This window comes from Pseudomonas fluorescens, from assembly GCF_030344995.1.
Taxonomy (GTDB): Bacteria; Pseudomonadota; Gammaproteobacteria; order Pseudomonadales; family Pseudomonadaceae; genus Aquipseudomonas; species Aquipseudomonas fluorescens_BF.
In genome coordinates, this window is sequence record NZ_CP128260.1 from 3,763,473 (window position 1) to 3,777,340 (window position 13,868).

General features: G+C 62.3%; 13 protein-coding genes. 8 read left to right on the forward strand and 5 right to left on the reverse strand.

Annotated features, from left to right (window positions below):
* Window positions 1-10: 10 nt before the first annotated feature.
* Both QR290_RS16670 and QR290_RS16675 read right to left on the reverse strand, forming a co-directional pair.
* A complete protein-coding gene (locus QR290_RS16670; RefSeq protein ID WP_289203123.1) occupies window positions 11-181 on the reverse strand; it encodes a hypothetical protein in 171 nt (56 codons plus the stop codon).
* Between the two features lie 109 nt (window positions 182-290).
* A complete protein-coding gene (locus QR290_RS16675; RefSeq protein ID WP_039768852.1) occupies window positions 291-533 on the reverse strand; it encodes a YdcH family protein in 243 nt (80 codons plus the stop codon).
* A 205-nt stretch (window positions 534-738) separates the two neighbouring features.
* Between QR290_RS16675 and QR290_RS16680 the strand changes: the two genes are divergently transcribed.
* The 7 genes from QR290_RS16680 to QR290_RS16710 all read left to right on the forward strand — a co-directional run bounded on the left by QR290_RS16680 (window position 739) and on the right by QR290_RS16710 (window position 6,926).
* A complete protein-coding gene (locus tag QR290_RS16680) occupies window positions 739-1,260 on the forward strand; it encodes a DUF4142 domain-containing protein (protein WP_007959465.1) in 522 nt (173 codons plus the stop codon).
* Window positions 1,261-1,499: 239 nt separating this feature from the next.
* Window positions 1,500-2,351: an STAS domain-containing protein gene (locus QR290_RS16685; protein ID WP_289203124.1), complete on the forward strand. Its 852-nt coding sequence runs from the start codon at window positions 1,500-1,502 to the stop codon at window positions 2,349-2,351.
* A gap of 3 nt (window positions 2,352-2,354) precedes the next feature.
* Complete coding sequence (locus QR290_RS16690) at window positions 2,355-2,717, forward strand: STAS domain-containing protein (protein ID WP_007959463.1); 363 nt, start codon at window positions 2,355-2,357, stop codon at window positions 2,715-2,717.
* Window positions 2,714-3,118 (forward strand): anti-sigma regulatory factor, encoded by a 405-nt coding sequence (locus tag QR290_RS16695; RefSeq protein ID WP_115078142.1) that lies wholly within the window; start codon window positions 2,714-2,716, stop codon window positions 3,116-3,118. Before QR290_RS16690 ends, QR290_RS16695 begins: the two co-directional genes overlap by 4 nt.
* Window positions 3,115-4,125, forward strand: coding sequence for an ATP-binding protein (locus QR290_RS16700; protein ID WP_115079958.1), 1,011 nt, complete (start codon window positions 3,115-3,117; stop codon window positions 4,123-4,125). Before QR290_RS16695 ends, QR290_RS16700 begins: the two co-directional genes overlap by 4 nt.
* Entirely contained in the window at window positions 4,118-4,993 is an 876-nt protein-coding gene (locus QR290_RS16705) for a sensor histidine kinase (protein ID WP_289203125.1), read from the forward strand. Before QR290_RS16700 ends, QR290_RS16705 begins: the two co-directional genes overlap by 8 nt.
* On the forward strand, window positions 4,983-6,926 hold the full coding sequence (locus QR290_RS16710) for a response regulator (protein ID WP_289203126.1): 1,944 nt from the start codon (window positions 4,983-4,985) through the stop codon (window positions 6,924-6,926). The genes QR290_RS16705 and QR290_RS16710 overlap by 11 nt, the downstream gene beginning before the upstream one ends.
* A gap of 120 nt (window positions 6,927-7,046) precedes the next feature.
* On the opposite strand, the gene QR290_RS16715 is transcribed toward QR290_RS16710, so the two are convergent.
* The 3 genes from QR290_RS16715 to QR290_RS16725 all read right to left on the reverse strand — a co-directional run bounded on the left by QR290_RS16715 (window position 7,047) and on the right by QR290_RS16725 (window position 12,642).
* Window positions 7,047-9,680 carry an excinuclease ABC subunit UvrA gene (locus QR290_RS16715; protein ID WP_289203127.1) on the reverse strand — a complete coding sequence of 878 codons (2,634 nt, stop codon included), beginning with the start codon at window positions 9,678-9,680 and terminating at the stop codon, window positions 7,047-7,049.
* Between the two features lie 29 nt (window positions 9,681-9,709).
* The gene (locus QR290_RS16720; RefSeq protein WP_289203128.1) at window positions 9,710-11,821 is read right to left on the reverse strand and encodes an ATP-binding protein; all 2,112 of its coding nucleotides are present in this window, start codon (window positions 11,819-11,821) and stop codon (window positions 9,710-9,712) included.
* Window positions 11,822-11,952: 131 nt separating this feature from the next.
* Window positions 11,953-12,642: a GntR family transcriptional regulator gene (locus tag QR290_RS16725; RefSeq protein WP_115078147.1), complete on the reverse strand. Its 690-nt coding sequence runs from the start codon at window positions 12,640-12,642 to the stop codon at window positions 11,953-11,955.
* 140 nt (window positions 12,643-12,782) lie between these two features.
* Here QR290_RS16725 and QR290_RS16730 point away from each other — a divergent pair, with 140 nt between their 5' ends.
* Window positions 12,783-13,868 (forward strand): ABC transporter ATP-binding protein, encoded by a 1,086-nt coding sequence (locus QR290_RS16730; RefSeq protein WP_096819984.1) that lies wholly within the window; start codon window positions 12,783-12,785, stop codon window positions 13,866-13,868.

Consider the following 13,868-nt stretch of genomic DNA (forward strand, 5'->3'; position numbering starts at 1 on the left):
TGGCAGCCGGTCAGTTACTGGATCGATCGAACTTGTCGGGATCTTCGTCTTCCGGCACTTCCTCGCTTTTGCGTTCCTCTTCAGGATCACGGACGGTGTGCGCCGGACTGTTCGGCTCTGGATGCGTCGGAACCGGGTCAAATGCGCCCTGCTCTTCACTGGGGAATTTTGGTTTGTTCATAAGGCACCTCGCTGAGAGTCGCGATGTAAAGACTCTGAACATTCGAGGTGCCGGTCGGGGCTGTCGTTCCCGTCGTTTTACCACCGAGGGCCGGTGGCGCGACTGACGGTCAGGATCGAGCCTGCAACTGCTCGACGATCTTGTCTTTGACCTGCAGACGTTTCTCTTTGAGTTTCTTCAAGGTGTCGTCGCTGGGTGCATCCGAGGTCGCCGTCTCGGCCTTGACGACTTCGGCGTCCGCCTGGGAATACTTGTTGATCAGTGCATCCAGATGTGGATCCGCGGTGCGTCGTTGCTGGATCTCTTCCTTTGTCAGTTTCAAGTCCTGTAACAAATCATGGGTCACCGGCATGGAACACCTCCGTCAATTGATCGGCAGCCAACGCGACCGATTGCGCTGGCCAGGTATCAGAATGGCCTCGGTTGACCGGTTCTGTCGACCACCTGTCAGACCAGCGGTGCCCGTTCGTCGCCCTTTCGCAAATGCGATAAAACCTTTGGTCGGCGACTTCCCTCCATTGAATAACGCTCACAAAAACCTGCGTGGAGAAACACCAATGGACGGATTCAAACTGCGTCATCTTTTTCTGGCCGTGGCCTTGAGCACCGGCATGGGTTCGGCCTTCGCCGCCACCGATAACGACTTCGTCGACAACGCCGCGGCCGGTGGCATCGCCGAGATCGAAACCAGCCGCCTGGCGCTGGAAAAAAGCCAGTCGGCCGACATCAAGGCCTTTGCCAACATGATGATCACCGACCACGGCAAGGCCAACGACGAACTGGCGACGATAGCCAAGGCCAACGACATCGAAGTGCCAGACACGACGACGCTGGTCAAACAGGCCAAGGAAAAGATTCTCGACATGCGCGATGAATCCTTCGATGCGGCGTACGCCAATAATCAGGTCAAGGCCCACGAAGAAGCCATCAAGCTGTTCGAGAAACAGGCCAACACCGTGACCGACGACAAGGTCAAGGGCGCCACCGAGCTCAAGGGTTTTGCCCAGAAAATGCTCCCGGGGCTGCAAAAGCACCTGGCCGCCGCCAAGGAATTGCAGGCCAAACACCCGAGCAAGTAGACACAACACACCTCAAGAGGCCGCCTCCATTGGACGCGGCCTCTTTTTTTGGTCCGTCGTTTTGCGCGAAAAACCGGCGCTCCCGGCCATCGCGACTAGAGTTATCGGTGCGTTCCGTGCGGTAGATCAAAAATATCCTCGCGGGAACGAACAACTATTTCAAACGGCCAAGGTCATTCACTTCGCGCCGGTCATTTTCCGAAGAACCGGCCCCCAATTCGCAATGGAGCAACAGGCACATGGCAGCACTGCAGAACAGCACACTCGATGCGATTAAAAACAAACAGGCACAACTGCTGGGCGATTGGATCAAAGGGCTGCAAGACAACGGCGCCACCCGCAATCTCAAGGAACACGACTTGCAGCAGCAGACCAGCGAATTCCTGCAACTGGTCGTCCACGGACTGGAAAACGACAACGGCACCAACATTGCCGCGCCGGGCTGGGAGGCTACCCGTCAGTTCCTCGAAAAACTGTCCCACAGCCGCGCCCTGCTCGGTCAGGATTCGCAACAGACCGCCAGTTTCATCTTCGCCCTCAAAGGTCCGCTGTTCGCCTTGCTGCAAAGCCATTACCGGGAACAACCGGCGCTGCTGGCCGAACAGCTCTGGGAAATCTCCGAACTGCTCGACGCGTTCGGCCTGCACACCCTCCGCACCTTCCAGAAATCCCGTGAAGCGGTGATCAAGCGTCAGCAGGAAGAACTGCTGGAGCTGTCGACCCCGGTAGTCAAACTGTGGGATGGCGTCCTTGCGCTGCCAATGATCGGCACCCTCGACTCGCAACGTACCCAGGTGGTGATGGAATCCCTGCTGCAACGCATCGTCGACACCGGTTCGGAAATCGCCATCATCGACATCACCGGCGTGCCGACCGTCGACACCCTCGTGGCCCAGCACCTGCTGAAAACCGTCACCGCGATCCGCCTGATGGGCGCCGATTGCATCATCAGTGGCGTGCGTCCGCAGATCGCCCAGACCATCGTCCATCTGGGCCTCGACCTGCAAGGCGTGGTGACCAAGGCCAATCTGGCCGACGCGTTGAAACTGGCGCTGACCCGCCTGGGCATCACCCTTGCCAAGACGGTTTAACCAATGGAACGTATCCCGATTCTTCAGATGGGCGACTTTCTGCTGGTGACCATCCAGGTCGACATGCATGACCAGCTCGCCCTCACCCTGCAGGATGATTTGTCCGAGCGCATCAGCAAAACCTCGGCGCGCGGGGTGTTGATCGACATCTCGGCGCTGGACATGGTCGATTCGTTCATCGGCCGGATGATCGGCACCATTTCCGGTCTGTCGAAAATCATGGACGCCGAAACCATGCTGGTCGGCATGCAACCGGCGGTCGCGATCACGTTGGTCGAGCTGGGTCTGAACCTGCCGGGCGTCAGCACCGCGCTGAACGTCGAGCGCGGAATGAAACTGTTGCAGGAACGAGTACGCCAGCAATGACCGTGCGCAGCAGCGGTACGCAACCGATTCACATCGAGCAGGACGTGGTGCTCGCCCGGCAACTGGCGCGCAAACTGGCCACCGAATGCGGCATGCGCCTGATCGACCTGACCAAACTGGTGACCGCCGTCAGCGAGCTGGCGCGCAACACCATGGTCTACGGCGGTGGCGGCGACATGGACTGGCAGATCCTCGACGACAACCACAAGGTCGGCTTGCGCCTGACTTTTCGCGATGAAGGCCCGGGCATTGCCGACATCAAACTGGCGATGACCGACGGCTGGACCTCCGGCAGCGGGCTGGGGCTCGGGCTGACCGGGGCCAAACGGCTGGTGGACGAGTTCGAACTGGACACCGCGCCCGGCGAAGGCACACGCATAACGATCACCCGATGGACATGAATATCAGCGGGAGTCTGACCCGAGTACTGCCCCTTGAGGACAGCAGCCAGATCGGCCATGCCCGGCGCACGGCGCAGCAACTCGCCGAGCAGCATGGTTTCGATGAGCGCGATGCCGGACGTGTAGCGCTGGTGGCCACGGAACTGGCGAGCAACGTGCTGAAACATGCGACGCACGGCGAATTGCACCTGCGCGTGTTGAAGCGGGCTGAAGGTTTCGGCCTCGAAATGCTCGCAGTCGACCGGGCCGGCGGCTTCGATCTCGATGCGTGCATGGCCGATGGTTTTTCCACGGGCGGCACGCAGGGGATCGGCCTCGGTGCGGTGTCGCGCCAGACCGAAGTCTTCGATGTGTACGCCGACGCTCGGGGCGCCGTATTGCTGGCGCGGCTGTATCCGCGAACCGATCGACAGCCGGACCGGCGCTTCGGCGTCAGTCAGCATTCACTGCACAACGACCCGGCGTGCGGTGATGTCTGGCATCTGGCGTTCAACGGGCCAGACATCAGCGCCCTGATCGTCGACGGTCTGGGCCATGGCGAAGACGCCGAGCGCGCCGGACGGGCCGGTGAAAAAGCCTTCGCCCTGACCCCCTTCGGCGCCCCGGTGCCGCTGATGGAAGACTTGCACCGGGAAATGATCGGCACCCGTGGCGGCGCGGTGGCGTTTGCGCAGTTTCATGGCGAACGTGACAGCCTGACCTATGCCGGTGTTGGCAACATCGGCGCCAGCCTGGTGACGGCCGACAAATCCCGCGGACTGGCCTCGCACCCCGGAATCGTCGGTGGCCAATACCGAAAAGCCCAGCCCTTTGACTATGCTCACGTGAACGGACATCTATTGATCATGTACAGCGACGGCTTGCAGTCCCGTTGGAACCTTCAAGACTACCCCGGTCTGGTGCATCGCCATCCCGCCGTGATAGCCACCGTCCTGCACCGCGATTTCTGCCGCGGGCGCGACGATGTAACGGTGCTGGTCGTTGCCCTGGAGGCCGCCCATGGCTGAGTCCCCGACCTTGAGCAGCGCTGAACAATCGGCGCTGATCGCCCGGTTGCAGAGCGAAACCGCCGCATTGCGCGAAGAACTCGACGAAACCAATCAGGGCGTGCTCGCGCTGTACGCCGAACTCGACACCCAGGCCGAACAACTGCGTCAGGCGTCCGACCTGAAAAGCCGCTTCCTGTCGTACATGAGCCACGAATTCCGCACACCGCTGGGTTCGATCCTCAGTATCAACAGCCTGCTTGCGGACGAACTCGACGGCCCGCTCAGCCCCGAGCAACACAAGCAGGTCGCGTTTGTCAGCAGCGCCGCCCGGGAACTGAGCGACATGGTCGACGACCTGCTCGATCTGGCGAAGATCGAGGCCGGGCGCATCACCATTTCCCCGGCGTGGTTCGACATGTTCGATCTGTTCGCCGCACTGCGGGGAATGTTCCGGCCGATCGTCGACGCCAGCGCGGTGGACCTGATTTTCGAAGAACCGGTGGGCCTGCCGCGACTCTTCACGGATGACAAGAAGCTGGCGCAGATCCTGCGCAACTTTATTTCCAACTCGCTGAAATTCACCACCCGTGGCGAGGTCCGGGTCTCGGCACGCCTCGAAGGCCAGGACAAAGTGCGGTTCGCCGTCAGCGACACCGGCATCGGTATCGCCCCGGAATTGCATGGCACTCTGTTCGAAGATTTTTCACAGGTCGACTCGCCGCTGCAAAAACGCCTGCGCGGCACCGGGCTTGGCCTGTCGCTGTGCAAGCGTTTCGCCGAATTGCTCGGTGGCGAGGTCGGTGTCGAGAGTACGCCGGGCGTGGGCTCGAGCTTTTTCGTGATCATTCCGTTGGCGATAGCCCAGGAGAACGTCGATGAAACATGACATCCGTCTGTTGATCGTCGATGACAACGTCGCCACCCGCTACGCCTTGCGCCGGCGCCTGGAGCGCCACGGCTACGAAGTGTTCGAGGCCGGCACCGGCGGCGAAGGCCTGGCCCTGATCGCCAGTGAACCGCTGGATGCGCTGATTCTCGACGTCAACCTGCCGGACATGAGCGGGTTCGACATCGTCCGTGAACTGCGCGCCGATCCGGGTACTGCCCTGCTCCCGGTGATCCACGTGTCGGCGGCGTCGATCCAGACCGGCGACATCATCACCGGCCTCGACGCCGGAGCCGATGCCTACCTGATTCACCCGGTCGATCCCGATGTACTGCTGGCAACGTTGCGCACCCTGCTGCGAGTACGCGACACGGAGAACGCGTTGCGTGAAAGCGAGGCGCGTTTTCGCGAGATTTTCGTCAATGTCTCGGCTCCGATTGCGGTACTCGATGCCGAGCTCAAGGTCCACGAGTGCAATCACGCGTTCTCCCAACTGATCCAGGACAACCTCGACTCCCAGGCACTCAACGAGTGTTTCGCTGACGATCAAGGTGCGATCCTTCAGGAGTTACGCCTGCGTCTGGTGGACGGCGAGCGCTGGAAAGGCACGCTGAACATGCGCGTGCAGGGCGAGATCCGCGAAACCGAGTGGCAGATTTCCCCCTACCGCACCCCGAAACTGAGCCTGGTGTTCGTCGAAGACGTCACCGAACACCGTCACCGCGAACGCTCGCACCTGGCGCGGCTGGACGACACCACCACGCAACTGGCCAAGGAAGTCGCCGACCGGGTACGCGCCGAATCGCAGCTGCTGCAAGTACAGAAAATGGATGCGCTAGGCAAACTCACCGGCGGCATCGCCCATGACTTCAACAACCTGCTGACCGGGATCATCACCAGCCTCGAACTGATCCAGAAACGCGTCGCCGATGCCCGTCCGGACAAGGTCCGGTTCTACGCCGAAGCCGCCCTGAACTCGGCGATGAGCGCGGCCTCACTCACCCATCGCCTGCTGGCCTTCGCCCGCCAGCAACCGCTCGACACCCGGCCGGTGGACATCAACGAACACGTGCGCTCGCTCGAAGAATTGCTGGTGCGCACCATCGGCGAACGCATCGCCCTCAAGCTTGAACTGACCACCAAACCAGCCATTGCGCTGGTCGACCCGATTCAACTGGAAAGCGCGGTGCTCAACCTGGTGATCAACGCCCGGGACGCGTTGCCTCAGGGCGGCAATATCTGGGTCAGCACTTATGCCGCGTACTCTCACGGCGATCCGAACCTCACCGACGGTTCCTACGTGGCGCTGTCGGTGCGCGATGACGGTACCGGCATCGAGCACAGCGTCATCGACAAGGTGTTCGAGCCGTTCTTCACCACCAAACCGCTGGGCCAGGGCACCGGGCTGGGGCTGTCGACGATCTACGGTTTCGCCCGTCAGTCCGGCGGCGACGCGCACATCCGCAGTGTTGCCCGACGCGGTACTGAAGTGACGATCATGCTGCCGGCGACCAGTGACCCGACCGCCGCCGATGTGCCGCTGCCGACGATTGATCCGAAGGGCACTGGCGAGCATGTGCTGATCGTCGAAGACATGCCGTCCGTGCGGCTGTTCGTTACCGAAGTGCTGGAGGACGCCGGTTACCGCTGCACCCAGGCCGGCGATATCGAAACCGCGCTGGAGCGCCTGCAGAACGACCCGTCGATCAACCTGCTGCTGACCGACGTCGGTCTGCCGCGCATGAGCGGCCGCGAACTGGCGGACGTTGCCCGGGGCTGGCGTGAGGGGTTGCCGATCCTGTTCATGACCGGTTACGCGGAAACCGCGATTAACCGCCAGGTGTTCCTCGGTGCGGGCATGGAGATGCTGGTCAAGCCGTTCCAGATCCGTGAATTGCTGGACAAGGTGCGCCGCACGCTCGACGGCGCCTGATACACCGCTATCGCGGGCAAGCCCGCTCCCACAGTTTTTTGTGCCGTACACAAACTCGTGAATACATCAGACTCTGTGGGAGCGGGCTTGCCCGCGATGAGGCCGGCCCTGGCGACGTAGTTATCGGCTCAAGGCGCGAGCAAGAAACGGCGCAGTCCGGCTTTTCTTGCTCGTCGCCACTTTCTGCGGTGTCCCGGCCACGACGATCTTGCCGCCCTGATCCCCCGCCCCCGGTCCGATGTCGATCACCCAGTCGCTCTGCGCCACCACGCGCATTTCATGCTCGACCACGATCACCGTGTGCCCCGCCGTCACCAGCGTATCCAGTTGCTCCAGCAAACGGTCGACATCCCTCGGGTGCAAACCGGTGGTGGGTTCATCCAGCACGTACAACGTCGCGCCGCGCTGGTTGCGCTGCAGTTCGGTGGCAAGCTTGATCCGCTGTGCCTCGCCCCCGGACAGTTCGGTCGCCGGTTGCCCGAGGCGCAAGTAACCGAGGCCGATATCGCGCAGCACCTCCAGCGAACGGCGGATCGCCGGCTGCTCGGCAAACACCGTCACCGCCTCGTCCACTGTCAGTTGCAACACCTGCGCGATGCTCAAGCCCTGCCAGAGGATGGCCAGGGTTTCGGGGTTGTAACGCGCGCCGTGACAGGTCGGGCATGGCGCATACACGCTGGGCATGAACAGCAATTCGACACTGACAAATCCCTCGCCTTCGCAGGTCGGGCAGCGACCCTTGGCGACGTTGAAGGAAAACTGCCCGGCGTCGTAACCCGCCGCTTTCGCCTCGTCGGTCGCAGTGAACAGTTTGCGCACGTTGTCAAACAGCCCGGTGTAGGTCGCCAGATTCGAACGCGGAGTACGACCGATGGGTTTCTGATCGACCTGCACCAGACGCTTGATCGACTCCAGCCCGGCGCTGACCTGGCCGGTACTGGCAGTCGGGGACTCATCTTCCAGACTGAGTTCTTCCGGCTCGGCGTCACTGACGCTGCGCCCAAGCTGTGCGCCGACCAGTTCCAGCAGCGCCTGGCTGACCAGGCTCGACTTGCCGGAACCGGAGACGCCGGTAACCGAGGTGAAACAGCCCAGTGGAAATTCGGCGCTGAGGTTATTCAGGTTGTTGCGCGTGACGCCCTCGAGCTTCAACCAGCCCGAGGGTTTGCGCGCGGCGCGTGTGGTACGTTTCTGTTCGGCGAACAGATAGGCGCGGGTCTGCGACTGCTCGATCGCCGCCAGGCCCGGCGGCGGGCCGCTGTAGAGAATCTGCCCGCCCTTTTCGCCCGCTGCCGGGCCGACATCGATCAGCCAGTCGGCGCGGCGCATGGTGTCCAGATCGTGCTCGACCACAAACACACTGTTGCCGTCGGCCTTCAGACGCTGCAACGCCTCGAACAGCGCCTCGCCGTCCGCCGGGTGCAGCCCGGCGGAAGGCTCGTCGAGCACGTAGATCACGCCGAACAATTGCGAACCCAGTTGGGTGGCCAGCCGCAGACGCTGCAACTCACCGGACGACAGGGTCGGCGTGCTGCGTTCCAGGGCCAGATAACCGAGGCCGAGATCGGTCAGGGTGCTGACCCGCTCCAGCAAGTCCTCGGCAATGCGCTGCGCGGCCAGGCGTTTTTCCAGCGACAGGTTCGGCGTATGGCGCACGTCCGGCGCGTTGGCGTGGCCGCTGGCGCCATGGGCCACGCGCTGCTGGCGGGCTTCGCGGGTCTGGCGGTGGGTCAGGGTTTCACCGGTTTCATCGGCCTCTTCCAGCCAACTCGCATCCGCCACCGGCTTCAACACTTCGGCGACTTGCAGCAGCGGCATCCGCGACAACTCGCCGATGTCATGCCCGGCAAACGTCACCGACAGCGCCTCGCGCTTGAGGCACTTGCCATCGCACAACGGACAGAGGCTGCCGAGCATGAATTGCGACACGCGCTTCTTCATCAGCGCACTTTGCGAATGGGTGAAGGTGTGCAGGATGTAGCGCCGGGCGCCAGTGAACGTGCCCTGATAACTCGGTTCCATTTTTCGCTGGAGGGCGACGCGGGTTTCTTCCGGCGTCAGCCCGGCGTAGACCGGAACCGTCGGCGTTTCCTCGGTGAAGAGAATCCAGTCGCGCTGCTTTTTCGGCAGATTGCGCCATGGAATATCGACGTCGATGCCCATGGTCACCAGGATGTCGCGCAGGTTCTGCCCCTGCCAGGCCAGCGGCCATGACGCCACGGCGCGTTGGCGGATAGTCAGCTCCGGGTCGGGCACCATCAACGCCTCGGTCACCTCGTAAACCCGGCCCAGTCCATGGCACTCCGGGCAGGCGCCTTGTGGCGTGTTCGGTGAAAAATCCTCGGCATACAACATCGACTGATTCGGCGGATAGCTGCCGGCGCGCGAGTACAGCATGCGGATCAGGCTCGACAGCGTGGTCACGCTGCCCACCGACGAACGCGTACTTGGCGTGCCGCGCTGTTGCTGCAGGGCCACGGCCGGTGGCAGGCCCTCAATGGAGTCGACGTCCGGCACCCCGACCTGATCGATCAGCCGCCGCGCATAAGGCGCCACCGATTCGAAATAGCGCCGCTGGGCTTCGGCATACAGCGTTGAAAACGCCAGCGACGATTTGCCCGAGCCCGACACTCCGGTGAACACCACCAGCGCATCACGGGGGATATCGACGTCAACGTTCTTCAGGTTGTGCTCACGGGCGCCGCGCACGCGAACCATGCCGGTGGCGGAATTGGAGCTGCGCTTGGAGGTCATTGGCCAGCCTTGGTCAAGGGATTCGAAGCTCAGGCACTGAGCACGGTTCGGATCATCTGCAACAGTGCTTCGGGGCCGTAAGGCTTGCCGAGCAGATGGGTGTCGGGGCTGAGCTGGTGGTTGCGTGAAATGATGTCGCGGGTGTGGCCCGAGGTGAACAGCACGGCCACCGGTGGCATCTGCACCTTGGCCCACGCCGCCAGATCGGAGCTCTTGATCAGGCCGGGCATGACCACGTCGGTAAAGATCAGGTCGACCCGAGCGCCTTCCATCAACATCTGCATGGCCGCGTCGCCGTTGCCGGCGATCAATACGCGGTAGCCTTCTTCACGCAACAGCTCGACGGCGGAGGTGCGTACCGCTTCGTTGTCCTCGACCACAAGAATTGTCTCGTTGCCACCCGTGAGGGGTTTCTCCACGCTGGGCGCCGATTGACCCACCGCTCGCAGGCTGCGCGGGAAGTACAACTGCACGCGCGTGCCCTGGCCCACCTGGCTGTCGATCTCGACATGCCCGCCGCTCTGTTTGACGAAGCCGAACACCATGCTCAAGCCCAGGCCGGTGCCCTGGCCGTCGGCCTTGGTGGTGAAGAACGGTTCGAACACCTGTTCGAGCATGTGCGGGGCGATGCCGACGCCGCTGTCACTGACCGAGACCCGGACGAAATCCCCCGGCACGATGCCCTTGCCCGAACAGAATGCCCGGTCCAGTGAGAGGTTGGCGGCGCCGAGCACAATCGTGCCCTCTCCCTTCATGGCGTCGCGGGCGTTGATCGCCAGATTGAGAATGGCGTTTTCCAGTTGATTGCGATCGACGTTGATGTGCCACGGTTCGTCCGGCAGTTGCACCTCGATCTGAATGATTTCGCCCAGCGCCCGTTGCAGCAACTCGCCGACGCCTTCGAAGATCTGCCGGGGATCGCACACCGCCGGCGACAGCGGCTGGCGGCGGGCGAACGCGAGCAGTTGCGAAGACAGCTTGGCGCCGCGCTCCACGGCCGCCAGCGAGGCGCTGACCCGGCGCTGGACGTTGATATTGTTCGGCTCATGGCGAGCCAGCAGGTGCAGATTGCCGGCGATTACTTGCAGCAGGTTGTTGAAGTCGTGGGCCACGCCACCCGTGAGGCCGCCGATGGCTTCGAGTTTCTGCGACTGGCGCAGTTGCTCCTCCGCACTGAGGCGCGCCTCGACTTCATCGGCGACACGCTGTTCGAGATTGCGGGTGAACTTGAGCAGGGACTCTTCGGCGGTCTTGCGTTCGTGGATGTCGATCAGCACGCCGGGAAAACGGTATGGCTGGCCCTGCTCGTCGAACTCGCAGCAACCGCTGGCCAATACCCACAGAAAGCTGCCATCGGCGCGTATTACCCGGTACTCGGCGTTGTAGGGTTCGCCGGTGCGCACCGAATTTTCGACGCACTCCTGCACCCAGGGACGGTCATCGGGATGAATGTGCGCTTCAGCAATGTGCTGCGGCAGGTTGGTCAGGTCCTGATCCGGCGGAAAGGAAAATGTGCGGGCGAATCGCTCGTCGGCCGAAAGCACGTTATTTCTGACGTCCCAGACAAACGAGCCAAGCAATGCCCCGGCATTCAGCGCCAGACGCACCCGCTCATTGTCGGCGCGGTAGGCGTCTTCGGCGGCCTGGCGCAATCGTTCGGACAGCACCAGTTCGGTGGTTTCCACCACCATCGCCATCACGCCCGAAGGCACCCCGGCATCGTTGGCCACCGGGCTGTAATACAAATCGAGCCAGACGTCCTCGGGCACGCCATCGCGCAGCAGCACCAGCACCTTGTTGCGATATTCCAGGGTGCCGCCCGCCAGACAGGTGTCGACCACATGCCGGTTGAACTCGGCGACCTCCGGCCAGCCCAGCTCCACCGGTGATCCGAGCAGGTACGGATGCCGGCCGCCGGCGAACCGGGAATAGGCGTCGTTGTAGATCATGTAGCCGGCATGGCCCCAGAGCATGACCATCGGCAGCGGCGAGGCCAGCATCAGTTGCACCGTGCTGCACAGACTGGCCGGCCAAGTCTGGAGAGAGCCCAGATCCGTGCCGCTCCAGTCGAACGCACGGATTCGCCCGGCCATCTCGCCTTGCCAGCCGTCACACCCATGGCTATCGGATAAAAACTGCATCGGCTGCTTCAACGCCTTGTGGTGGTCAGGTTCTATCGCTGCGCGTTCAAGCGCCGCGCCCGTCTGTTTCGAGCGCGCCGGGCAGCGATGGTTTCATTAGAGGTATAGCCGATTTCACCCCGGCTCGACGTTCAGACTTCGATCAGGTGTTTGAGCGGATGGTAGCCGGTCTTGAGCTTCGCAGCGACGTCGAGGATGGCCTTCTGGATGCCGTCCAGGTGCATGCAGGTCAGCTCGATCGCCGCGCTTTGGTTGCCGGCCTCGATGTACTCGATCAATCGCAGGTGCTCGTCGTCGCGGCAGGCTTCGTGGCTGTCGTCATCCAGCGCGGCAGCGTACAGCGAAGCGCGGGAAATCAGCTTCTGGAACCAGTCGAGCAGCACCGGGTTGTTCAGGCTGCGGGCCAGTTTGAGGTGGAATTCGCCGAGCAGGTGAATCAGCCGTTCGTGATCACCGGCTTCGTGGGCCTCGTCTTCCAGCAACAGGTGATCGCGCAAATCCTGCATCGCTGCTGAGTCCTTGCGCCGGCACAGTTCGGTGACGATGCCGATCTCGATCAGGCGCCGGGTTTCGAACAGTGAACGGATCTCTTCATCGCTGGGCAACGACACCGACGCACCTTTATTGGGCTCGGTGGTGACCAGTCCGTCGGCCTCCAGTTGCTTGAGCGCGGCACGAACCGACGTGCGGCTGACATTGAACAACTCCGCCAGCGACGCCTCGCCCAGCTTCATCCCCGGGCGCAGCGAACGCTTGCTGATCGCCTCGTAAACCCCTTGGTAGACGCGGTCGACCGTGGTTTCCGTTTTTTTCTCGGTCATTTGAAAACTCCTTCAATGCTGGCAACGCTGCCCGACGGATGACTCAGTCAGGGAAATGGGGGGTTGCGCCAGCAGATTAATCCGGGTATTTCTAAATTGCATTCAGATATTGCATACAATAATTAGAGGATTGCACCATTATGGGTCAACCAATAGCCATTGAAGTGCGTAACGTATCCAAGCGGTATTCTGATGATCCTGGCCTGGCGCCAGCCCTCGACAACGTGTCGGTGAACATCGCCGACAACGAGTTCTTCACCCTCCTCGGCCCATCGGGCTGCGGCAAGACCACCCTGCTGCGCACCATCGCCGGATTTGAACACGTCAGCGACGGCGAGATCCGCCTGGCGGGCGAAACGGTGAACCACCTGCCGCCGTTCAAGCGTCGGGTCAACACGGTGTTCCAGAGTTACGCGCTGTTTCCGCACATGAGTGTCGCGCAGAATATCGCCTTCGGCCTCGAGATGCAGGGTCTTGATCGCAAGACGATTCCGGGACGGGTCGACGAAATGCTCGCGTTGGTGCAGATGGAGCACCTGGCCGGGCGCAAACCGGCGGAATTGTCCGGCGGCCAGCAGCAGCGCGTGGCTCTGGCCCGGGCTCTGGCGCCGAAGCCGAAAGTGCTGCTGCTCGACGAGCCGCTGTCGGCGCTGGACCTGAAGCTGCGCAAGGAAATGCAGGTCGAACTCAAGCGCGTGCAGCAGGAAGCCGGGATCACCTTCATCTTCGTCACCCACGATCAGGAAGAAGCCCTGACCCTGTCCGACCGGATCGCGGTGATGTCTGCCGGCAAGATCCTGCAGATCGGCACCCCGACCGACATCTATGAACGTCCGCAGCACCGCTTCGTCGCCCAGTTCATCGGCGACATCAATTTCCTGCCCGGCCAGCTCAAGCGCGGCGAACACAACGAAAACATCTTCGTGCCCAACGGCATGCCGGTGGAAATCCCCTGCCCGCCACAGGGCGTCAATGGCAGCAGCGTGCAACTGGCGTTTCGTCCCGAGCGTTCGCAACTGGTCACTGCAGATCAGCCGCATCATCTGCGCGGGGTGATCGAGGCCGTGCTGTATGTCGGCACAGCGACGCTGTACCAGTGCCGCTTGAACAACGACATCAAAGTCATGCTGCGGGAAAACAACGAAGGCCTGAACCGTGGTCGGGCGGTCGGCGAGCGCGTGGCGGTGCATCTGCCGCCCCAGGCCTGCCTGTTGATGGAGGCCTGA

Excerpts from the sequence above, each read along its gene's own strand:
- QR290_RS16700 (WP_115079958.1), top strand. The coding sequence starts at position 3,115 with ATGAATATCAGCGGGAGTCTGACCCGAGTACTGCCCCTTGAGGACAGC.
- QR290_RS16670 (WP_289203123.1), bottom strand. The coding sequence starts at position 181 with ATGAACAAACCAAAATTCCCCAGTGAAGAGCAGGGCGCATTTGACCCG.
- QR290_RS16720 (WP_289203128.1), bottom strand. The coding sequence starts at position 11,821 with ATGCAGTTTTTATCCGATAGCCATGGGTGTGACGGCTGGCAAGGCGAG.
- QR290_RS16715 (WP_289203127.1), bottom strand. The coding sequence starts at position 9,680 with ATGACCTCCAAGCGCAGCTCCAATTCCGCCACCGGCATGGTTCGCGTG.
- QR290_RS16730 (WP_096819984.1), top strand. The coding sequence starts at position 12,783 with ATGGGTCAACCAATAGCCATTGAAGTGCGTAACGTATCCAAGCGGTAT.
- QR290_RS16725 (WP_115078147.1), bottom strand. The coding sequence starts at position 12,642 with ATGACCGAGAAAAAAACGGAAACCACGGTCGACCGCGTCTACCAAGGG.
- QR290_RS16705 (WP_289203125.1), top strand. The coding sequence starts at position 4,118 with ATGGCTGAGTCCCCGACCTTGAGCAGCGCTGAACAATCGGCGCTGATC.
- QR290_RS16680 (WP_007959465.1), top strand. The coding sequence starts at position 739 with ATGGACGGATTCAAACTGCGTCATCTTTTTCTGGCCGTGGCCTTGAGC.
- QR290_RS16710 (WP_289203126.1), top strand. The coding sequence starts at position 4,983 with ATGAAACATGACATCCGTCTGTTGATCGTCGATGACAACGTCGCCACC.
- QR290_RS16695 (WP_115078142.1), top strand. The coding sequence starts at position 2,714 with ATGACCGTGCGCAGCAGCGGTACGCAACCGATTCACATCGAGCAGGAC.
- QR290_RS16675 (WP_039768852.1), bottom strand. The coding sequence starts at position 533 with ATGCCGGTGACCCATGATTTGTTACAGGACTTGAAACTGACAAAGGAA.
- QR290_RS16690 (WP_007959463.1), top strand. The coding sequence starts at position 2,355 with ATGGAACGTATCCCGATTCTTCAGATGGGCGACTTTCTGCTGGTGACC.
- QR290_RS16685 (WP_289203124.1), top strand. The coding sequence starts at position 1,500 with ATGGCAGCACTGCAGAACAGCACACTCGATGCGATTAAAAACAAACAG.